The sequence below is a fragment of the Marinomonas sp. PE14-40 genome, from assembly GCF_051623805.1.
In the GTDB taxonomy this organism is placed as follows: Bacteria; Pseudomonadota; Gammaproteobacteria; order Pseudomonadales; family Marinomonadaceae; genus Marinomonas.
Genome location: NZ_CP130700.1, coordinates 2584347 through 2606904, shown reverse-complemented (window position 1 = coordinate 2606904; position 22558 = coordinate 2584347). Strand labels below are relative to the sequence as shown.

Sequence of the window (22558 nt, the reverse complement as noted above, 5' to 3'; positions counted from 1 at the left end):
GTCTTTGGCTTTATTTCGGTGAAATAAGCCAAGCTCTTCAATGTTTAGAAAGGAGCCTGGTTAATGTATTTAACTAAGCGTCTGAGTATTCAATTACTCATTTTAATGTCTGCATTTACTCAACAGGTAACTGGGCAGACTCTATCAAGTAGCCATTTGGAAGTGAGCGAAAAGAATTCTCTAACGAATTTAATTTCAGAGGCGATTAGTCGCGATGAGTGGATGGATGCCAATCAATTATTTATCTCTTCTTTACAAGCTGAATCCATAAAAAGGGGTGAACTAGCTAACCCTAAATTGGGTTTAGGTTTAGCTAACATGCCATTAGATAGTTTGGACTTTAATCAAGAGGCAATGACTCAATTAAAGTTTTCTATTAGTCAGATGTTACCAAGGGGCGATAGTCTGGCTCTGAAAAAAGAAACTTGGCAGCAAAAGGGTCAAGTTGCTCAGGTGAAGCAATATCAAAGAGCGGCACAAATAGAGCGAGATGTGTCCTTATTGTGGTTGGCCATATTTGAAGCCAAGCAAAGTATTGCCTTGGTTGAGGCAAATCGAGGTTTGTTTGAACAGCTGCTGGAGGTGTCTCAAGCGAGTTACTCGTCAGCGTTAGGGCGAACTAGCCAAGGTGATATTATCAAGGCTGAATTAGAATTAATACGTCTTGACGATAGGTTGGCGAGCCTAGCACTTATTAAGCAAGCCAAGTATTCGCAATTAAGCCATTGGCTAGGTGATTTTGAATCATGGTCAGAGCCGAAAAACTTGCCCCAAGTAAGTCTCAAAAAGGCAAGCTTTTATCCTGCTGATCCAGTTCACTTAGATGACAAAGGCCAAACGCTTAATCGCTCAATATCGGATCAAACCCTAGCCAAACAGCTTACCCAGCATCCAAGTCTAGTGGCGCTAGATGAGAAAGCTCAGCTTGCTCAGGTCGCTATGTCATTAGCTAAACAAGCTTATCAGCCACAATGGGGGCTCAACGCAAGTTACGGCTATCGTGATGATGCCGATAATGGCATGTCTCGCAGTGACTTTCTTTCACTTGGTGTCACCTTAGATATGCCTATCTTCTCGAAAACGGCGCAAGATGCTGGAGTAAAGTCCAAGCAACTGGCGCTTAATGCTATCGCCTTTGAGCATGCATTAAAACTTAAGCAAATGTTGGCAAAATACCGTGTCATACAGTCTAAAGTCGCTAAGTTAAACCAACGTAATCACCTTTATCAATCGTCATTGATACCTCAACTAAAACAGCAAGAAGACATTTTGTTGGCTGCCTACAAAAGTAATGAAGGGCCATTTTCTGATGTGATTAAGGCACGAATTGAAAGCTTAAATGCCAAGATTCAAGCCCTTGTTATCTCTGTTGCTCTGCAAAAACAAAAAGTCGAATTTAATTATTTATTTGCCACAAACAATGACTTTGCATTGGGTGCTGGCTCAGCCACCCCTATGTCTTCCTACTAGGAATTAGCATGAAACCTTTTTTAAAAAATTGCCTAATGATAGGTGTGAGCTTATCCATTGGGGCCGTATCAGCGTTAACCGCTTACGCATATTTTCAACCTCTCAACGCTATTGATAGCCCTTTAGCGGAAATGGCGATAGACAAACCTTTGTATTGGGTTGCGCCTATGGACCCAAATTATCGTCGTGATAAACCAGGCCAATCGCCGATGGGAATGGACCTGATACCTGTTTATGCCAATGAGGCCAATCAAGATTCAGGTGTTGGGACTGTGCAGATCTCCCCCGAAGTTATCAACAGTTTAGGCGTGCGTACAGATGTGGTGAGTTTTAAACGACTCAATCTAAATGTGAGTACGGTAGGCTATGTACAGTATGACCAAGATAAAATTCAGCACCTTCACCCTAGAGTCGAAGGCTGGATAGAAGAAGCCTATATCAAAGCCAGTGGTGAAAAAATCACTCAGGGTCAGCCTTTATATCGTCTTTATTCTCCTGCATTAGTGAATGCCCAAGAAGAGTATCTTTTTGCGTTAGGGCGCAAGGATAAAAGCTTGATCAAAGGGGCTAAAGAAAGGCTACTAGCGTTGAACTTCCCACCAACAGAAATTAAACGATTAACGCGAACGTTAAAAGTACAGCAAAGCGTTACCTTTTTCGCCCCTAGTGATGGTGTAGCAGACTACCTAAATATGGTTGATGGCATGTTTATTAAGCCTGGCATGGAGCTTTTATCGATCGCCTCTTTGGATGAAGTGTGGGTTGAAGCCGAGGTGTTTGAAAAGCAAACCAGCTTAATTAAAGAAGGTCTTGCTGTGCAAATGTCATTGGATTATCTACCCGGTAAAAGCTGGTTAGGTGTGGTGGATTATGTTTATCCAACACTGGACCTTGCTAGTCGGACTTTAAGAGTACGCATGCGCTTTGATAATCAAGAACAAGCCTTAAAGCCTAATATGTTTGCCAAAATCAACATTCTTAACGATGAAGCAGCGCCAAGCTTATTGGTACCTAAAGAAGCCGTTATCAGAGTAGAGCAGTCTAACCGCGTGGTGCTAGCGCTTGGTGAAGGTCGCTTTAAATCTATTAATGTGGAAATAGGTCGTACAGATAAGGATTCTATCGAAATCGTTTCAGGTTTGTTTGAAGGGGATGAAGTTGTCACCTCAGCGCTCTTCTTACTGGATTCTGAATCGAGTAAAAGCTCAGACTTTAAGCGCTTTAATTACCCTTCATCGTCTGTCATGGACATGAGTGAAATGGATCATAGCCAAACGGATATGTCTGACATGAATATGCCAATGATGGATATGAGCGAGATGGATCACAGTGGCATGGATCATAGTCAGATGGATCATGGCTCAATGGATCATAGTCAAATGCAAATGACCTCACCTATGAATATGTCAGAGGAGGGGAATAAACCATGATCAAGTCCATTATCTATTGGTCGATCAATAATCGATTTATGGTGCTGTTAGCCACCTTATTATTATTGGTTTTGGGTCTTATCTCCTTAAAAAATACGCCTGTGGATGCGATTCCTGATACCTCAGATGTACAGGTGATTATTAAAACCAGCTTTGCAGGGCAAGCGCCACAAGTGGTGGAAGACCAAGTTACTTATCCACTGACAACCGCCATGCTTTCTGTACCCGGTGCGCAAACTGTCAGGGGTTACTCCTTCTTTGGCGACTCCTATGTGTACGTGATTTTTGATGATGATACGGACATGTATTGGGCTAGAAGCCGGGTATTAGAGTATTTGAGTCAGGTTGCCCCCTCTTTACCTGCTAATGCAAGATCCCAATTAGGTCCAGATGCTACGGGTGTTGGCTGGATTTATCTTTATGCCTTGGTGGATAAAACAGGTCTGCATGATCTTAGCCAATTAAGAAGCCTGCAAGATTGGTTCTTAAAGTATGAACTGCAAACCGTCCCTGGTGTGTCAGAAGTGGCGACGGTAGGCGGCATGGTGAAGCAGTATCAGGTCAAGGTAGATCCAGATAAGTTAAGGGCCTTTGATATGCCCTTAGCCCATATTCAGCAAGCGATTAAACGAGGCAATCAAGAGGTTGGTGCCTCTGTGATTGAAATGGCTGAAGCAGAATATATGGTTCGCACCTCAGGCTATATCCAAGGGGTTAAGGATTTAGAGCTTTTGCCGCTAGGCGTAAACAAGCAAGGAACACCACTTTTATTACGTGATGTGGCGGATATTCAGGTCGGGCCACAAATGCGACGTGGTGTAGCCGAGCTGGATGGTGAAGGTGAAACCGTTGGCGGCGTCATCGTCATGCGCTTTGGTGAGAATGCACAAGCCACAATCCAAGGGGTTAAGAGCAAACTTGAGAGTCTCAAGGCAAGCCTCCCTGATGGGGTCGAAGTCGTGACTGTCTATGATAGATCTGGCTTGATCGAAAGTGCAGTGCAAAACCTTTGGGAAAAACTTGCCGAAGAGCTGGCTGTGGTTGCTATTGTTTGCGTCATTTTCTTATTTCATGTGCGCTCTTCTTTAGTGGCTGTGTTTAGTTTGCCCGTGGGTATTTTAGCGGCTTTTATCATCATGAACCTGCAAGGCATTAATGCCAATATCATGTCTCTTGGCGGTATCGCCATTGCCATTGGCGCCATGATAGATGGGGCCATCGTCATGATAGAGAACATGCACAAGCACATGGAGAAAACCCCATTAACGAAAGAGAACCGTTGGCAAATAGTCGCTCAATCTGCCAGTGAAGTGGGTCCTGCTTTATTCTTTAGTCTGCTTATCATTACAGTGAGTTTTGTACCGGTTTTCACCTTAGAAGCGCAAGAAGGCAAGATGTTTGCGCCTTTGGCTTATACCAAAACCTATGCCATGGCGGCATCGGCCTTATTGGCCGTAACTTTAGTACCTGTGCTCATGGGCTACTTTATTCGTGGCAAGATATTGCCAGAGCATAAGAACCCCGTTAATCGACTGCTTACCTTTTTGTATTTACCCGTGCTTAAGACGGTATTGGCTTATCCTAAATCGACCTTGGCCTTAAGTCTTGTGGTGTTTGCTGTGGGGATCTGGCCCCTAGATAAGTTAGGCAGTGAATTTATTCCCCCTTTGGATGAAGGGGATCTTATGTATATGCCGACTACTTACCCTAGTGTGTCTATTGCTCAAGCGAGGCAAATCTTACAGCAGTCGAATAAGTTAATTCGCACGGTGCCAGAGGTTGAAAGGGTGTTTGGCAAGGTTGGCCGTGCAGATACGGCGACAGATCCAGCGCCGCTAACCATGATAGAAACCTTTATTAAGCTCAAGCCTAAGTCTGAGTGGCGTGAAGGTATGACTACGCAAAAGCTCAAAAAGGAGCTGGATGGACTCATTCAATTTCCGGGTTTAACCAACGCTTGGGTCATGCCCATTAAGACACGTACTGACATGCTAGCAACTGGCATTAAAACCCCTGTAGGGATAAAGATCGCCGGGCCTGAGCTGGCGGTTATCCAAGAGATAGGCCAGCAAATAGAGCGCATCATAAAAGATGTCCCCGGGACAGCATCCGTTTATTCCGAAAGGGTTGCAGGTGGTCGTTACATCAAGGTGGATATTCGTCGGGAAGAGGCTGCACGATATGGCATGAATGTGGCCGATATACAGGCTGTGGTTGCGACCGCTGTGGGTGGCATGAATGTGTCTCAAACAGTGGAAGGGCTAGAGCGTTATCCGATTAATGTACGCTACCCGCAAGACTATCGTGACTCGCCAGAGCAGCTATCTTTGTTGCCTGTGATTACCCCATCAGGTCAGCGTATTGCTTTAGGGGAGCTAGCTAATGTCTATGTACAAGATGGGCCTCCTGGTATTAAGAGTGAAAATGCGCGCTTAAATGGTTGGGCTTTTATCGACATTGAGGGCATGGATATTGGCCGTTATGTGGAACAGGCAAAAGGCATTTTAGCTGATGAGCTGAACTTGCCAGCAGGCTATTCCATTAACTGGTCTGGTCAGTATGAATATATGCAAAGGGCAAAAGCCAAGCTGACTTATGTGGTGCCCTTAACTCTGCTTATCATAGTTGTGCTGCTCTATTTGAATTTTAAAAACATGGTGGAGGTTGCCATCATAGTCGGCACCTTACCCATGGCGATTATTGGTAGTCTTTGGTTGATGTACTTAGAAGGTTATAACTTTTCAGTTGCTGTGGGAGTCGGCTTTATTGCCTTAGCTGGGGTCGCGGTAGAGATAGGTGTCATCATGTTGGTCTATCTCAATCAAGCCTATCAAGCCATGTTAACCCAGCATGCAGAGCAAAAGCAGAACCCGAGTGTCCTTGCCTTACGTCAAGCAGTACTTGAAGGCGCGGGTCTCAGAGTCAGGCCAGTCATGATGACCGCGGCCACCATCATTGTTGGTCTGCTACCCATCATGTATGGCACAGGTACAGGTTCAGAGGTTATGAGCCGCATCGCCGCACCCATGGTTGGTGGCATGATCAGCGCCGTTATTCTCACCTTATTAGTCTTACCTGTTGTTTACTTTTTATGGCGTAAACACAGCATTCAAAAACTCAAAAAAGCCTAACTCAATCATTTATAAATCTTGGAGAAATATATGAAAAATATCTTATTAGCCCTAGTGATCAATATCTTTATGACAAGCCCACTGTGGGCCAATGTTAGCTTGGAGCAGAGCTTTCCTAAAAACGGGGCCATGTTTATGCAATCACCTGACAAGGTGCAGCTTAAGTTTGCCAAAATGGTTAATCTTAAATCAATTCGTCTGTTTGATGCGGCGGGTAATGTGAGTGTATTAGCTGTGGGCGATGGTCGTCATAACACCTTTTTTAGCGCCCCTATGATGCCCTTAAATAAAGGTAATTACCGTGTGGCTTGGAGTGTTGAAAGCCATGATGGCGAAGTGAAAATAGACACTTTTGATTTTATGGTGCATTAGGCTTAATTTGCTTTAATTAGCTGCAGATTCCCTAGAATGGCAAATGCATAAAGCCATAAAATCTTATTAAAAAAGGGACAATAAAAACAAACAAGGGCACCAATAGGTGTCCTTGTTTGTTTAGTTCTCATTATTTGTTTTCACTCTAATATGGAGGAAATGGAATTTATTAAATTCAAAGTTTGACTTAGGACTTACTCCAAGCTTTATAGTGATATTAGTTTTTGCTTAATCATGGAGAGCAATGGTGGACAAACTAAGTCAAGATCCAAAAATCATTCAAGAATTTATTATTGAAGGCGCAGGGTGTGCAAGCTGTGTGGGTAAGATAGAAAAGGCCATTGCCAAGGTCGCCGATGTGGACTTTGTTGCCATGAACTTTGTCGATAGAAGCGTGCTGGTAAAAGGCAATGCTAAAGGTGATCTTATTGTAAAAGCCGTGGAGGGTGCGGGTTATCACGCCAAAGCTACTAACGCGCAAACAGCACAGGCTAGCCAAGAAGAGAAAGAGCAAGCAGAAGCACTTTATTATAAAAAGTTGATGAAGCACTGCTACCTCGCTTTGGCTCTAGGTGTGCCATTAATGTTTTATGGTTTGTTTATCGGTGAAATGACAGTCACATCAAGCACAGAACAAATCGCTTGGCTGCTTGTTGGCTTACTGACGTTAGCTGTGATGCTTACCTCTGGTCGACACTTTTATCTTGGCGCTTATCGTTCTTTTAAAAATCATAATGCCAATATGGATACCTTAATTGCTTTGGGCACAGGGACGGCTTGGCTGTATTCTATGGTGGTTGTATTAGCGCCTGATATTCTGCCTTTAATGGCACGTCATGTGTATTTTGAAGCCAGTATGATGATTATCGGCCTGATTAACCTTGGATTAGCATTAGAGCTTAAAGCCAGAGGAAAAACCTCAGAAGCTGTGAAGCGCCTAATCGGTTTGCAGGCTAAATCGGCTAGCGTGATTCGTGATAATCAAGAGGTAAAAATAAGCCTAGAAAAAGTCAGGCTAGGTGATCAAGTTAAAATCAGGCCCGGTGAAAAAATCCCTGTGGACGGTATTATTCTTGAAGGCCATTCAAGTCTAGATGAAGCCATGCTAACGGGTGAACCTATGCCTGTGGCAAAAGGTCCAGATGATGAGGTTGCAGCAGGTACCATCAATACCAAGGGAAGCTTTATTTTTAAAGCCACGCGAATTGGTAAAGACACGGCCCTAGCGCAAATCATTCAAATGGTTAAACAGGCGCAAAATGCTAAACCGGCAATTGGTCGATTAGCGGATACAATTTCGGCTTACTTTGTACCAAGTGTGATGATATTAGCTGTAGTCACTGGACTTATCTGGCTTAACTTTGGTCCTGATCCAGTGGTGGCCTTCGCCATAGCCAGCGCCTCTACCTTACTTATCATTGCCTGTCCTTGTGCCTTAGGTTTAGCAACGCCCATGTCTGTTATGGTAGGTGTTGGAAAGGCCGCAGAAGCAGGTGTTTTGATACGCAATGGTGAAGCCTTGCAAACCGCATCTGATTTATCCGTTGTGGTATTGGATAAAACCGGCACCATTACCCAAGGCAAGCCGTCAGTCACTGACATTGAATGTTTTGGCGAGCTTTCCCCAGAAGAAATTTTAAAATTCTCAGCAAGTTTGGAATTAAATTCTGAGCACCCTTTAGGCATAGCGATTGTTAATTCAGCTAAAGAGAAGTCCATTCCACTTTCTAGTGTAGAGGACTTTAATGCCATTAGCGGCAAAGGGATAACAGGTTATGTGGAGCAGCATTCGTTAGCATTAGGTAATCAACGCTTTATGCTAGAGCAAGGTGTCGATATTCGCTCGCAGCAAGACTTAGCTAAGGCTTATGCAAGCTCAGCAAAAACGCCTTTGTATTTTGCGATAGATGGCAAGTTAGAGGCCATGATTGCGATTTCTGACCCCATTAAATCTGATTCGATCTCGGCGATAGAAGCGCTACAAGGGCAGGGCCTTAGAGTCATCATGCTAACGGGAGATAATACTCATACGGCAGCCGCAGTCGCTAAACATGTTGGTATTGATGAATACTTTGCCGACGTTTTACCAGCGGATAAAGCGGATATTATTAAAAAGCTACAGGCTCAAGGAGAAATGGTAGCCATGGTTGGGGATGGTATTAATGATGCCCCAGCACTGGCCTTAGCCAATGTTGGTTTTGCCATAGGTACAGGGACAGACGTAGCAATAGAAAGTGCTGATATTACTCTGATGCGAGGCGCTTTAACGAGCGTGGTGGATGCTATTGAGATCAGCAAAGCCACATTGAAAAATATTAAGCAAAATCTATTTGGCGCTTTTATTTATAACCTCATAGGCATTCCATTGGCTGCAGGTGTGCTTTATCCCTTCTTTGGAATTTTACTCAGCCCTGTGATTGCAGGCGCTGCCATGGCCTTATCCTCAGTGACTGTGGTGACGAACGCTAATCGATTACGCTTGCTGAAACCCTCATTAAAAACGTCAATAAAAACCTCGCAGGAAACCTTACAAAGAGGAGAGATAGCATGATACTGGTGAATTTACTTGGACTTGTACTCATTGCATTTATTGTTTGGTGGTTCTGGTTATATCAGCAAAAACCACAAGGGTTTGATGCCGAGCATCAGGTGATTAAAGTCAGCTCTGGTGTTTATCTCCCTGCTAAATTGATGCTCAAGGCGAATCAGGCAGTACAACTTAGATTCTTAAGAGAAGATGAGGCTGCTTGTTCCCAAACCCTAGTAATACCGGATCTAGGCATCAGTGTTGATTTGTCTTTGGGCAAAGAAACCTTGGTCGACTTACCGGCGTTAGCGAAAGGAGAATATGCTTTTCATTGTCAGATGCAGATGTATCGCGGGCAATTGTTGGTGGCTTAATCTTACTTTTATTCAGCCTTATTTCTAATTTGCCTAGCTTCTACTTATCTTAGCTATTTAGAGGGAGAGTAAAGTGATGACTTTACTCTCCCTATTTATTTGTGACTATAAATTTAGGGGCTAACTAAGGTACTCAGAAAAGCGCTTAAACTTAAAATCCCGAAACCAAGATAAATCTCAACTTTTAAAGATGAGGCCATTTTCTCTGTGCCATTCTTTACTTGAAAGTTAGGTGCCAGTTTAAATTTATGCCATGCCGCGAGCGCTAGGATAGCCAAGACTAAAATTAGTTTGATGGCTAATGCAGCTCCCCAATTAGAGATTAATAACTCTAATTGAAAACCCGTAATGAAATATACCAGAGCGACGCCTGCTAATAGTAAGAAGGGCATGATAAAGCTGGCGTAATAGCCAAACCTTTCTAGTAGCTCTTCGACGGTTTGTGCTCCTTCTAAGTTAACCAAACACCATAAAGGGTAGAGGCTGCCTAACCAGAGAAAAGCAATGAGGATATGCAAACTCAAGATACCTTTTTCAATCACTCCCAACTCAGCAAGATGGCCTGTAAAAGCAAAAGATAAGCTGATGCTGACTAGCATGCATATTAATAAAATTCGGTTTATGAAAAGGTAATATAAAGCCGCAAAAACACAGGTTAATAACCCATAATTTAATGCCATACCTAAGCCAGAGTCATACAAGATACTTATCATCAGAGGGTCAAATAACCCTGCGAGGCCTTCTTCTGCAAAGGCGCCAACTATCACCCAAAAGAAGCCCAAGCTAGTAAAGAATAAAGTGAGTAGGCTAATTAAAAAATAAGACTTTAAGCTTTTGATGAAGTGAGTAGATAAGGCCTTTTTGAGCGAGTTTGTTTGGCTTAAAAAGAGGCCAAAAGCGGCCCCCACAAGACCTGATAACGCGAGATAGAGAGCGAGCCTAAAAACTAAGCTGATGCTTTCCCACATAATCGTCTCCTTTAATATTTTGTGAAGCTCAAGGTGTCACAGATACTGATAAGCTTTCTATCAGTGTTTCAACCATGCAACCTTGAGCGTTAGTAAAGACTATTATTTTTGGTTAAAGCTAATCTTGCTTTTCATTTTATGGCCATCGCTGCCTAGGGTAATCCACTCTAGGCTATATTGGCCTTTCTCTAACGTGGGAAGCGGGATCGAGAAATGAGTATTGGCTTTTGCACTGGGTTTAAAGTTAAGGGGGATTTTTTTGCCTTGGTTCTTAAGGGACAACTTAATTAAGCGAGAAGAGTTTTTAAAATTTAACTCAATAGCCGCAAGAGGTGTGTCATAGCTGGCATTATTAGCTGGAATGGAGGTGAGTACTTTTGCATGAGCGAGCAGGTTGCTGCTAGTAAATAAGATGCTAAAGCCAAGGATTAAAGAAATCAGCGTTTTCATAGAGTTTGTCTCGTTTGAATGAAATAAAAAATTTAGGATTTAAACTTAATAATGAGTTAAACAAGTGAGACTTTTGGTGGGCGTATAAGGCGAGATAAAGGGGTATCAGGCCAATGAATTAAAAGGGCATGACGGTCACCCAAAAAAGGTAACTCCAAGCTTTTATCTAGATCTAAAATCAGGGCTGAACAGGTGTCAATATGACAGCATTCAAGCTTAGCCGTATTGGTTTGGCTTCTTCTACATTCAGTGTCTAAAAATGCTTGCGAGTGCAAATGATTAAATGTGCGCTCATGAGAAAACTGAGAACTTTCTGGGTTAAGGGCGTTAGCATGACCAAAAGGTGAGGCTTGGGCACTCAAGGATAATAAGCATAATATCATTAAGCTCAATACCTTAAACCACATAGACACACCCTCATTTTATAAGGGATTAAATATAACAGTTCGATAGGCTGATAACTAGGGAACCTGCGAATAACTCCTCCCGTCTCAGCGTGTGGATAAAAGCACCTTGATAGTGACTGAGCCAGGTTCAGAATAATCGATATAATTTCTTTTCTTTCTGTATCGAGACTTTTATGATGGCGCAACTTAAAGTCACATGCCTAGCATCTTTTTGATCTAGAGGGTTTGAGTAAAATCACATGTGGCCTTTAAATTAGACCTTTATTCTAGACATTAAGAGAGACAAGACAATGCAAAAAACTGACTCAAAAAGTTGGTTTAGCCTCATAAAGTTAGTGGAGTCCAGTGCTTGGTTCCAAGGCTTTATCATTAGTATCATTATTATTGCCGCTTTGACCGTTGGCGCTAAAACCTATGTTTTACCCGCAGGAGTTGAAAGTGCTATAAACTACCTTGATAGTTTCATTACTGTTTTCTTCTTGGTTGAAATTATTTTGCGCTTTGTTGCCTGCGATAATAAACGCGCATTTTTTAAAGATCCTTGGAATATTTTCGACTCCATTATTGTGATTGGCAGTCTTTTACCTATCTCAGAAAGTGACATGATTTTAGTTGGTAGATTGCTGCGCGTATTCAGGGTATTACGTTTGGTTTCTATTATTCCAGATCTGAGATACCTGATTAATGCACTGTTAAAAGCCATCCCTAAAATGGGCTACATTGCCCTTTTGATGTTTATTATCTTTTACTTGTTTGCCGCTGTGGGTGCCATTTTCTTTGAAAATGTTAACCCTGTATTGTGGGGCGACATTGCCACCGCCATGTTGACTCTCTTTAGGGTGGCGACATTTGAAGACTGGACGGATGTCATGTATTTAAATAGGGCATGGAAATGTAAAGAAAAATTTTACGCTTAATCTTATGAGATATAACAATATTAAATCTCGTACTCTAAATAAAAGTGTACCACTCATAACTATTTTTAATTGAGTTTAGGTGGGTTATGAAGAAGAAAGATACATATTTATCTTAATGAGAAAAAAAACGTTTATTCATTTGGCATCATTATGACAGCCCTTCAATTAGGGCGATTGAAATACTTTTTTGTCGTTTACATTTCGCGATAAACAGAAAGATTAGAAAAAACAAATCATATCATTATTTCCCTACTTACTATCCTTATCCTACCCATACTGAATCAGTAGAATGAAAAATCGTGAACAAGATTAATCTTTGACAAAAAAAACTGATGAACTAATGTTTTTAAAGGAAGAAAATTAACTATCGGAAAATTTTGTAATGAATGTAGTTGTTCAAACCATAAAGCTGAAAGACGGAAAGACTATATCTGATGTTGTAGAGCAGCTCTCATCCCTTCCTTATTGTTTTTTTCTTTCTACATTTTTAAGAAGTCGCTACAAAACAGCCTCAACTTTGAGAACTTTTGCTTACCTTAGTATTTTCCATTTACGTTATTTTATAGCTAAAAAGATTGATATTGTTGAACGAGTTGCGAATGGTGACTTATTGTCCAACCAAGAGTGTGAAGACTTTTTTGAGTGTTGCTCTCATAAGGTTAACTTTGATCACAACCCTAGTAGTAATATTTTCAGTTTTGATCGTATGTCTTCAAAGCAACTATTGAATATGATTGAAGCTAATAGAGTAAAAGAAGATGTCGTATCAACATCTACGGCTAAAATGCGACTATCAGCTTTTAAACATTATGTAGAGTATTTGTGGAATTTGTTCCATTCAAACAATACAAATTCATCGCACATTTTTGATATTAACTATAAACATTTTCAAGATAAATTGAATTATCATAGCCAATCCTTGAAAAAACAAAATGGTATAGCTATTGATCCTTTGCAGCCAGCAATACCAGATGATATATATTTCTATCTTCTTGAAGTAATAAAACCTTCACATGACTGCAATCCTTTCTCTAAGTCAGTTCGATTAAGAAACCAATTAATTATCCAAATATTAAATGAAACGGGGATTCGAGTTGGTGCTTTAGCAAAACTAAAGATTAGCGATATAAAAACAGGTGGTGAAGGGAATTATTTGATTATTTCACGTTCACCAAATGATAAAACAGACCCCAGAAAAAATCCTGCCTCTCAAAAAACTAAGCAGCATGTTTCCGGTATCCACAAAGAAACGATGAAGAAACTACTTCTATATATAGAAACCGAGAGAGAAAAATTACCTCTTGCTAGTACTCATGATTTTATTTTTGTTAGTGCTAAAGGGAAAACCAAAGGTTTGCCTATAGCAAAAAATAGTATTAACGATTTTTTGGGGATTTTATCGGGTGTAGTGGGTTTTCATTTATACCCGCATCTTTTTCGCCATAAGTGGAATGATGTTTTTGAAGAAAAAGCTAATAAGCAAGGATATTCCCCAGAACAAATTGAGGATATGCGTAAGTATGCATGTGGGTGGAGTGAAAACTCTGAAATGAGTTCTATCTATAACGAATTCAGAAACGCACAGCGCGCTGTCAAAATGTCAAAGCTTAGGCAGTCTGAGTTTACTCCGAGTTTCGATGAATTGAATACGAACGGAGGGAAGTAGTGCAAACTTTTGAACTAAGTGATTTAGCACTCTTGTATGATGGCGATGTCAATTTCAAGTCTAAAGCGAACTTCTCGTTTTATTTGTACAGCGATTATTGGACTTTAGATTTAAAAGAAAATTTAAATTTAAGCTGGACCAACGATGGGAAGATATCAATTAAATTATTCGTGATGATCCGGAGACTGCTTGCTTACCGAGCTAAAAATCGTTCGTTCGCAACGGTAAAATTGAATAATGCAACCTTAAAAGCTTATGGAGCCTCTTTAGAAAATGGCCTAAAATTTCAGGCCATATTTAATCAGAGAAGTGATAGTAATCAACTCAATGACGCTAAGTTATTTAAGGCTTTAGCTAAGTCTAGAGAGGAGGAAGGGGTAGCCTTAAAAAATTATTTTTCAGAGATAATTTCATTTATTGATAAGCTAGAGTTTGACTCTTCAACAATAAGTAAAAATGTAATGGATCCGCAGAAAGGCTCTTATTCAGAGGTTGAATATGCAAGCATAAAAGAAAAGCTAAGGAATAAAACGATATCTGCTGTTAATAATGTGAAAGCTAACCAATCAAGTTTATTTCATTTTATGATTCTCAGTACAGTAATTTCAGTTCAGCTAATGATTACGTTACTTAGAAGACCATCTCAGTTAAGTCAGTTGAAATGGTGTGACATTTTACCAATAGGTATTTCATTTCGTGACCATCGATATAAGGATTTATCAGACGTACCGGAAGTGGAGCAGTTGTTTGGAGATTTGGAACAACTGCAAATAAGAACATTTAGAGGGAAAGATGGTGAGTTTAGGCGTTATGTTGAGCATCAAAGTCATCGTATAGAACCTGACTTAACTTCTATCATTATGCTATACAGAGAAAGCTATAAGTCACTTTTAAAGAAGAGCTTTTTACATCAAGGTTTAGCGTTGAGTGATAATGAAGTAGATGTGATCCTCCATCGAAGTCCTTTATTCCCGTTGCAAGAGTACTTTACATTTAATTTTGAAAGTAAAAATATACTTTTTGCAGCAATAAGCACCAAGTCGAAAGCAATGCACAGAAGTGGTGCGAATTTAATTTGTTCTATAAGGGCCATTACGGCTAAGTTATCCTTTGAAAGTGATAGATTTTCTGAGTTAACTCTTACAAATAATAGACTAAGACACACTGTTATGACTGAAGGAGCACTCGATGGGTGGACAGAGTTACAATTATCAAAGATAACAGGTGTTACAGTTAAAGCGGTTCGTCCTTATATTGATCTAAATTTCAATGCAAGAGTCTTGATAAATGTAGCTTTTGCAAAGAATAAAGTAATAAAAAAATTTTCATCTCAAGGCTCTAAGGCACTTCTAAAAGAATATCAGTTTCGTGTAGTTAATGAGTTTGATGAAGAGCTAGGAGCTATTAATTCAAAAGCGAGTTGCGTAACCTGTGAATCAAAGTTAGGGATGCCAATTGGTTGTTATCCTTGTGATAACTTTAGACCACATGCCGACGCTAATCATAAAGAGATGTTATCCAAAGCTGAGAGAAAGTTAAATATAAATGGTTTGAATAGTAGTGAAGGTGCAATGAAAAGCTTAAAGAAAAGCATCGTATACATTAAAGCTACTATTGAAATTTGTAATGACTTGAAGTTGAAAAGCAAGGGCGTAAGCGATGAGAGTTGAGAGATTTGAATTAGCGCGAAGAGAGTTTATTTTCAACGAAATGAAAAATACAGACATTTCTCACTTTAGCTGTGAAAACAAAAAACTAGCGACTTGGGATGACCTTTATTGGCAATTTATAGATAAGTTTGGACATAAATATAGGTATTTTTTTGTTGACTCATTAGGTCAAATTACAATAAATAATTATACGTCCGTTCACTCTTTTCCTATAAATAAGCGTCGCCTTTTAATGGCTTACTGTTTACATGTTCATTCTCTGAATATAGTGAGATCTAATAAAGTAGGTAGAGTGACCTTGGCTAGAAAGTGGTTGTCGTTTGTCGAAGACATAGATGATACATCTTTTGAAAAGATCACTAACTTTGGAAAGGACAGAACTCATTCAACCTTCAATAACTTAGTTCAGTTTTTTATATGGCTGAAAAACTATGGCCTAATTAATAGCCAATTAAATTGGGCTCCACCGGAATTTAAAAGTAAAACTGGCCCTGAACAAGCTGAAGCTATAAAAGAAAAGATGCCTGAAGAAAAAGTTCTTCTTGCTTTGGGTGCTATACACTATGACGTAGTTCCTCTGGATGATTCACTTTGGGACTTGTCATCTTTGAGCTTACGCCGTGATTTGATGGTATGCGTAATGTCTGTATTAGGACTTGCATCTCCTAATCGTATAGTCGCAGAGCAGACTATTATGGAGTGTCAGTCAGTAAAGAAAGTAGAACAAAAGTATAAGGGGAGTTTAGAGACTGTACACTATCTAAATTGGAAAGGATCAAAGGGGTATAAGGATTTTAATAACCACATATTGTCTCAATTAGCCCCTTCTGTAGAGCGATCTTTAAGGTATTTAAAAAAAGTTACAGAGCCTGGAAGAATATTAGCAAGGTTTTACTGTGATCCGTCTTTATCATTAGAAAACCTTTTACTTAAATCACCACAGTTTGTAAAAAAGGCTGAATCACTAAAACTGAATATGAAAAAACCTGTGAATATTCTTACTATAGGTCTAGTTCTTGGTTTTTATGAAGATTCAGAACATTGCATAATTGTGGAAAAAGGGACTCCAGATTCAATCTATGTGAAAGCAAAATCTTTTAGATTAAAAGAAATTAAAAAACTAGAACCAAATGACAAACTGCTTCTATATATTAAGTATATACACAGAATACTAGGTGTTAGTATGTCTACAGTGAATATAGAGTCCATCTTTGGCAAAAAGGTGATCACCGTTTTTGAATTTCAAAATCGATTAATTTCTTATATCAAGTCTACGCATCCTAGCTTTCCTAAGCTATCCAATGGGAGTAAGAATGGAACATGCGATATGAGAACTGCATTATTTTCTTTTCTTGGACATCAATTGATTAAGTCGAATTCAGGTGCCGGTATGGTTGCTAGAGCGTCGTTTTATATGCCAGTTTCTCCATCTACTATTGGTGTAATCTATTCTAATAGACTAAAAAATTTACAAGGAAAAGAACCTTCTATCTTTATTCAGCATGGATTTAGCGCTGAGTTTTCCTTAACTCCTCACCAACCCCGACATTTTTTAAATGACAGCGGTGAAAAACAGCGATTACCTCGCTCAATACTGAATATGTGGAGTGGTAGAAAAGATCCTCGTCAAATAGTGTCTTATGTTCACAAAACAGGTATTGAAAGAGGAAGCGAAATATCCGATGTTCTTTTTACAGACGAAGAGAATGAGCATGAGATCAAAAAAAATATAAAGGTCATAACAATAGATGCATATAACGCTCTTTACGCATCTGTTGCGACTGAAACTTCTGTAGGTATTTGTACTCAGAATAAATCCGTTAGTCCGTGTACTTTCTTTAATGATTTTGAGACACATTGTAGTTTGTGTTCGTCGTCATGTCATATCGCTCATGATTACGAGTCAATTTCTCTGCTAGAGAAAGATATTAAATGGCAGCAATTAAGACTTAATGAAGTGAAAAATAGCCCTAAGTTTTCAGTGAGTCATGCAATGAATAGTTGGTTTAAAATCCACCATCGTAATACTCAAATATTATCAAACTTAGTGGGGATTTTGTCTGATCAGAAAATAAGAAAAGGGACAGTTGTCAGATATTTAGGGAATAAAAACGAATTTAGAATCACAGATTTAGAAAATGAAACCGTTGAGATCCATAAATTAGTTGTTGAAGACTCAAGTGTAGCATTACATAAAGAAATAGAAATAAAATCTGAAGATATTGATGATTATCAGGATTTGCTAGGGATGATCTAATGGCGAAATTGAGTTTAACACCAGACCAAGTCAAGAAAATTAAGACTTTGATAACATCTTGGGAAGGAAAGTTGACATGGGATTTGCTGGTACAAACAATAGAAAGTAAGTTTGATATAAGAACTACGCGTCAGACTTTGCATTCTTATATATCAATCAAAGAGGAATATTCTCGGAAAAAGCAATATTTAAGAGGAATTCCAGATCAATCTTTCGTTAAATTTGTTTTGTCAGATATTCAAGCAGCTGAAAGAATTAAGCAATTACAGTCAGAGAATGATGTTTTACAACGACAAGTAGATAAACAGCTTGCATTCATTCAATTAATAGCAGACACAGCTAAATCAAACCCATCTCTTCTTTACATATTGAATGAAGTAAAAAGGAAGCTTAGCTGATAAACTTAAGAACTAGGGTTTATAGTTACTTCAAGGCAATTAAAGGTCTGACCAAAAATGGCAATAGCAAACGTCTTTAGAATCACTCTTACTGTTTAAATTTTGGCTCAATACACTTGCCTCATCAATAACATCAGGTATGTCGGATGCATAAACGTATTGAAGAGCAATAGTGAGAGTTGATCCAGCTTAACAGTCAAATTGGTCTTACGATAAAAGCATTTTGCATTGAGCAAAAAAACAGTATCTGCAATTTCTATAAATTCAAAAAACAATTTAAAACCTCCCAGATAACTACCGCGGTCTAACCTGCTTTAGTTGCGTTACGTAAACCTTGAACTGAACTTAAACCACAATAATCGGGCATGATTGAATTACTTAACCAGTAGCCGTCTTGATCGACTGTTGCCGCATTTGGTTATTGTTTCTATGTTACGTTTGCATGACTGCTATGTTCACTGGGAATTAATCCCAGTGAACTCATAAGCTTTCTTGGGATGTTGAAACGGGTTAAATCACTAAATTCGGCAACCATTCCAGTTGCTAATAATAAACGGATGCTTCGCATTGCTTGGGTTGCTTTTATCATTGCGGAATAAAGCCAATTTTTCATATGATACCCAAACTCATTATCCAGCCGTTTGAGACGAGTCATTCGCTCAGTAATAGTCTGTATGTATTCCTGAAAACTATTTGATGGGCTTGATGTGACAAGATTAATTCACTTAGCCAACGTAGATGTTGTTTTGACCAATTGTCATTTACTTTTGCTGTTACCTTATTATGAAGTAGTAAGGCTTTGAGTTGGTAATTAGCATCTCAAAGGTTTTTCATTGCATCTTTTCTGGCGCGAAACAAATCGCGGACAACTTCATCTTCTGGTTCGAGAGCGTAGATAAATGTTAGGTCTTCTGATTTAAGAAGTTTGGCTAAATTTATGAATTGTGTTTGTCTGTTTTAATTTTATAGTCAAGTTTTTAGGAGTATGAGAGGTGGCTATGACATTGTAACAATGACCTAATGATATGGTAATCCCCCAATTTTTAATAGAGGTCAGTCGTAGAGTTTTCTAGCCTGTCACACGTTTAGAGTCAGCGAGGCCTGCTATCGTTACCAGCCTTAGCTCAATGATGGAAATCAGTTGATAGTAGAGTGATTTATCGGGCCAACTCAAAATCAGCGTAACCGGGCTTCGGACTGTGTTTTCTCTACTTCATAAATCTCTGAGGCTATCCATGGAACCATAAGTGTGTTTACCGTAACTATTCTGCTGAACATGCATATCAAACCTCATAAACGCTGAGTTCGTTAAAAGCCTGAGCCCTTAGCTGTACCGAAACAAATTAATGAATGCTGGTCGATGGATTTTATACATGATCAACTCTCAGATGGCTGACGTTGTCGTTTGTTTAATGTGATTGACGACTTTAATCGAGAAGGGTTGACGATTGATGCGGACATAACCTTACCAGCAGAACGTGTCATACATTCACTCAATAAAATTATTTAATGGCGAGGTAAGCTCAATGTCATACGGTATGATAATTGCTCTGAATACATCAGAGAGAAGCTGGGTCGTTGTGCAAAAGAAAATAGTATGGAACTAAGTTTTATTCAACCTAGGAAGCCGCAGTAAAAAGTTTATATAGAGCGATTTAACAGTATTGTTAGATGCTATTGGTTAAGTCACTATCTGTACAAGAATATTAAAGCACTCCAAGATTAAGCAACGTACTGGTTATGGGTTTACAACAATGAGAGGCCTAACATTGGAATTGGTGGCATTACACCAATACAGAAAAGGTGCTTAACATAAACTTTAAAGTCTACATCTGAACTCTATTAAAAATTGGGGGATTACCTTATGCTTAGTTATGCGAGCCTCCATTTTCTATTTTTGACGAATATATTATGGCTCTGTTTTTTAAACTAACTCACTATATTTGAGGATAGTTTCTGTGTGGGGAGTCATTATGCCTTAAATGACTTTATAGAGAGTTTGTCTTGCAAAAGCTCCATTCGATGGTCTTATCAAGACGTTTACCTTGACCAAAATGAATAAAAATAAATATTTAAAAAAGGTCGACTTTTTTTCTACAAAGGATGAAGAAGAACTTGAAAAACTCAATTAAAATTAATGAATTTACGAAGTTTTCTGCGCATCAAATTATTCCAGAAAATGTTTTATTGACTGGTTTTATTGATAGTCCTGGCATAAAACAAATCGAAATATCACCTACAGACGCTTGCAACCAAAATTGCCAATGGTGCTTTACAGTTTTAGCTCGTGAATCAAAAGAAAAAATGTCACTAGCGCAGTTAAAAAAGATACTAGATGATTTCCAGCTGCAAGGAGGAGTTTCGATCGTTATTTCTGGTGGCGGAGAACCTCTACTATATAGCGGTTTGATTACTCCTACCAAAACTTTTGAGGGTAAATCAATCTTAGAATATTGTTTCAATTTTGGTTTTACAGTGGGATTAATAACAAATGGAGTTTATTTAGACAGGCTGATCAAAGCTATAGATATCAAGAAACTTGCGTTCTTGAGAGTGTCAGTAGATACACTTAATGAAGACGATTACTATTCATTACATGGTGCAAAAAAAGAGCATTTCCAGACAGTAATTAAAAACATAACTACAGCTTCCAATCAAAGAATGGGTAGCTATACGCCTGCATTCGGTCTTAGTTTTATTGTAGATACAGAATCAAATTTGAACTCAACCAACGATTCAGTAATTGCGATAAATACTTTCGTAAAAAAGCTGAATATTGATTTTGTTCAATTTAAGCATTTGCACACTACAAATATTAAACTAGCTCAAAAGTCTCTACTTAAAGTTCACTATTTTGCTAAACAATTAGAATGGTCAAATACAGAATTTTGGGTACAGGAATATCATTCCCCTAAACCACACGAAGTTTGTTATGTAACTAAAATAATTCAGTCCTTTGGAAATAAAGACAAAGTTTTTCCTTGCTGTCATTTATTTGGAAACACAAATTACATAGAGCAAAAAGGCCAACTCAAAACAGAAGTTGTAGTAAAAAATTGTCCGTCAAAAGTTTGTAGGTATGTATCCATCAATAACTTATTGACTGAAGTGGAAAATGGAGTTCCAGTAGATAAAGCAATTAATACTCTTAAGCAATCAATTGAAGAATATGGGTTTCATCCATATCGATATTTCCCAACCGCACCAGATTTGATTTTTCCTGTAACAGGAAAAAAAACATCATGAAGATATTAGTAATCGGAAACATTGCTTCTGGAAAAAGCACCCTTTTGAACTCAATTATAGATTTGTATCCAGAATTTTGTTCCATCTCGATAGATGAAATGCGAAAGCTATACTCTGATGGCTCTGTTTTGGGGGAAGAATATGCCAAGCAAGTTTTCATTGATAGTATTAGCCGCAATGAAACATGCCAAATAATAGAGCTATCAGGTATTGGGGAATTAGCAACGCTAACGTTTGAGAGAGTTAAATCGGATTCAAACATCCTAATCATCTACTTGCGAGTACCAGAGAATATCATCAAACAACGATTGAAGAGCCGTTGTTGGGATATTCCATTTCCGCTTCCTTTAGAAAACATTCCAACAGCGATTAAACATACTAGTTCGGAGTTTTCTAGTGGTGTTATTGAGTCTCATTTAAAGGTTTGCCCACAATCGATTTTACTAAGCCTCAAAAATGAAACAAGTGTTGATATTCAAGTAAACACTGAGCTATGCAGGTTATATATACAAAATATTTTAAGTGGTAACTTATGAGCAACTCATTATTTTCAAGTAAAGAATTACTATATCAAGACTTTCGCCCCGAATATCCAAGTTCCATAATTTCTGATTTGGAATCTGCATTTAATATTAAATTAAATGGAGAAATAGCCGAGTTTGGATGTGGCACGGGCAAGCTAACAAAGTATTTGAGTGGGCAAAACAGGCATATTTATGCCATAGAACCAGACATAGAAATGTTAGACCGCGTACCAATGAATAACGTATCAATAACAAAAGTAATTGGAACTGCTGAAAATTCAAGATTTGCTAACTCTAGTATCGATTTTATTTTATCTGCACAGGCATTTCATCATTTTGAACCTGTCGCTACAAAAGGTGAGTTCAAGCGAATACTAAAAGAAAACGGACAGATTATTCTGATTTGGTATTTTTCAGATATGAACCAGATTATCGCGAGAGAAATTCGAAAAACGTTTTACCGTTTTGGTCGCCTATTAGACCAACCAAAAAGAATGAAAATAACTGAGCATACTATTGGTACGTTATTTTTAGAATACAATGTTTGTTTCAAGCAGATTGGAGTTATCGAACAAGCATTAAACCTTAATAACTTTCTAGGGAGTATGTGTTCATCATCATATGCTCCTGAGCCATCGGACAGCATTTTCGATGACTACAAAGAAGAGTTTGTTCGGCTATTTGGTTTACACCATAAAAACGGAGAGGTCATTTGTCGTTTCAATATTATTGCTTACCATATTTATTAGAA

General features: G+C 38.9%; 17 protein-coding genes and 2 pseudogenes. 15 read left to right on the top strand and 4 right to left on the bottom strand.

All coding sequences use genetic code 11. From position 1 onward, the window contains the following. The first annotated feature begins 63 nt into the window (after positions 1 to 63). The 6 genes from Q0A08_RS12025 (at position 64) to Q0A08_RS12000 (ending at position 9304) form a co-directional block, all read left to right on the top strand. On the top strand, positions 64 to 1470 hold the full coding sequence (locus Q0A08_RS12025) for a TolC family protein (RefSeq protein WP_438467569.1): 1407 nt from the start codon (positions 64 to 66) through the stop codon (positions 1468 to 1470). Positions 1471 to 1478: 8 nt separating this feature from the next. Further along, positions 1479 to 2900, top strand: a complete 1422-nt coding sequence (locus Q0A08_RS12020) for an efflux RND transporter periplasmic adaptor subunit (protein WP_438467567.1) — start codon at positions 1479 to 1481, stop codon at positions 2898 to 2900. Continuing rightward, on the top strand, positions 2897 to 6031 hold the full coding sequence (locus tag Q0A08_RS12015; RefSeq protein WP_438467565.1) for an efflux RND transporter permease subunit: 3135 nt from the start codon (positions 2897 to 2899) through the stop codon (positions 6029 to 6031). The genes Q0A08_RS12020 and Q0A08_RS12015 overlap by 4 nt, the downstream gene beginning before the upstream one ends. Positions 6032 to 6061: 30 nt before the next feature. Further along, positions 6062 to 6403 carry a copper resistance CopC family protein gene (locus tag Q0A08_RS12010; RefSeq protein ID WP_438467563.1) on the top strand — a complete coding sequence of 114 codons (342 nt, stop codon included), beginning with the start codon at positions 6062 to 6064 and terminating at the stop codon, positions 6401 to 6403. Positions 6404 to 6647: 244 nt separating this feature from the next. Then, entirely contained in the window at positions 6648 to 8954 is a 2307-nt protein-coding gene (locus Q0A08_RS12005; protein ID WP_438467561.1) for a heavy metal translocating P-type ATPase, read from the top strand. After that, positions 8951 to 9304, top strand: a complete 354-nt coding sequence (locus tag Q0A08_RS12000) for a cupredoxin domain-containing protein (RefSeq protein WP_438467559.1) — start codon at positions 8951 to 8953, stop codon at positions 9302 to 9304. The genes Q0A08_RS12005 and Q0A08_RS12000 overlap by 4 nt, the downstream gene beginning before the upstream one ends. Before the next feature lie 113 nt (positions 9305 to 9417). Here the strand turns inward: Q0A08_RS12000 and Q0A08_RS11995 are convergent, their stop codons facing one another. The 3 genes from Q0A08_RS11995 to Q0A08_RS11985 form a co-directional block, all read right to left on the bottom strand. Then, a complete protein-coding gene (locus tag Q0A08_RS11995) occupies positions 9418 to 10272 on the bottom strand; it encodes a CopD family protein (protein ID WP_438467557.1) in 855 nt (284 codons plus the stop codon). Between the two features lie 102 nt (positions 10273 to 10374). Next, positions 10375 to 10722: a copper resistance CopC family protein gene (locus Q0A08_RS11990; RefSeq protein ID WP_438467556.1), complete on the bottom strand. Its 348-nt coding sequence runs from the start codon at positions 10720 to 10722 to the stop codon at positions 10375 to 10377. 56 nt (positions 10723 to 10778) lie between these two features. Next, on the bottom strand, positions 10779 to 11129 hold the full coding sequence (locus Q0A08_RS11985; RefSeq protein WP_438467554.1) for a hypothetical protein: 351 nt from the start codon (positions 11127 to 11129) through the stop codon (positions 10779 to 10781). 290 nt (positions 11130 to 11419) lie between these two features. Between Q0A08_RS11985 and Q0A08_RS11980 the strand changes: the two genes are divergently transcribed. From Q0A08_RS11980 to Q0A08_RS11960, 5 genes are all read left to right on the top strand, one after another. After that, positions 11420 to 12046: an ion transporter gene (locus tag Q0A08_RS11980; RefSeq protein ID WP_438467552.1), complete on the top strand. Its 627-nt coding sequence runs from the start codon at positions 11420 to 11422 to the stop codon at positions 12044 to 12046. A gap of 382 nt (positions 12047 to 12428) precedes the next feature. Further along, complete coding sequence (locus Q0A08_RS11975) at positions 12429 to 13712, top strand: site-specific integrase (RefSeq protein ID WP_438467550.1); 1284 nt, start codon at positions 12429 to 12431, stop codon at positions 13710 to 13712. Beyond that, positions 13712 to 15382, top strand: a complete 1671-nt coding sequence (locus Q0A08_RS11970) for a hypothetical protein (protein WP_438467548.1) — start codon at positions 13712 to 13714, stop codon at positions 15380 to 15382. The genes Q0A08_RS11975 and Q0A08_RS11970 overlap by 1 nt, the downstream gene beginning before the upstream one ends. After that, a complete protein-coding gene (locus tag Q0A08_RS11965; RefSeq protein WP_438467546.1) occupies positions 15372 to 17639 on the top strand; it encodes a hypothetical protein in 2268 nt (755 codons plus the stop codon). Before Q0A08_RS11970 ends, Q0A08_RS11965 begins: the two co-directional genes overlap by 11 nt. After that, complete coding sequence (locus tag Q0A08_RS11960; RefSeq protein WP_438467544.1) at positions 17639 to 18037, top strand: hypothetical protein; 399 nt, start codon at positions 17639 to 17641, stop codon at positions 18035 to 18037. The genes Q0A08_RS11965 and Q0A08_RS11960 overlap by 1 nt, the downstream gene beginning before the upstream one ends. Positions 18038 to 18414: 377 nt before the next feature. Here Q0A08_RS11960 and Q0A08_RS11955 read toward each other — a convergent pair. Next, positions 18415 to 19061, bottom strand: a pseudogene (locus Q0A08_RS11955) (transposase); the annotation flags it as partial. Positions 19062 to 19106: 45 nt separating this feature from the next. On the opposite strand from Q0A08_RS11955, the pseudogene Q0A08_RS11950 reads away from it, so the two are divergent. The 4 genes and pseudogenes from Q0A08_RS11950 to Q0A08_RS11935 form a co-directional block, all read left to right on the top strand. Beyond that, positions 19107 to 19853, top strand: a pseudogene (locus tag Q0A08_RS11950) (DDE-type integrase/transposase/recombinase); the annotation flags it as partial. A gap of 299 nt (positions 19854 to 20152) precedes the next feature. Next, positions 20153 to 21283 carry a radical SAM protein gene (locus tag Q0A08_RS11945; RefSeq protein ID WP_438467542.1) on the top strand — a complete coding sequence of 377 codons (1131 nt, stop codon included), beginning with the start codon at positions 20153 to 20155 and terminating at the stop codon, positions 21281 to 21283. Next, positions 21280 to 21819 (top strand): hypothetical protein, encoded by a 540-nt coding sequence (locus Q0A08_RS11940; RefSeq protein ID WP_438467540.1) that lies wholly within the window; start codon positions 21280 to 21282, stop codon positions 21817 to 21819. Before Q0A08_RS11945 ends, Q0A08_RS11940 begins: the two co-directional genes overlap by 4 nt. Then, on the top strand, positions 21816 to 22556 hold the full coding sequence (locus Q0A08_RS11935; protein WP_438467538.1) for a class I SAM-dependent methyltransferase: 741 nt from the start codon (positions 21816 to 21818) through the stop codon (positions 22554 to 22556). Before Q0A08_RS11940 ends, Q0A08_RS11935 begins: the two co-directional genes overlap by 4 nt. Positions 22557 to 22558 lie beyond the last annotated feature (2 nt).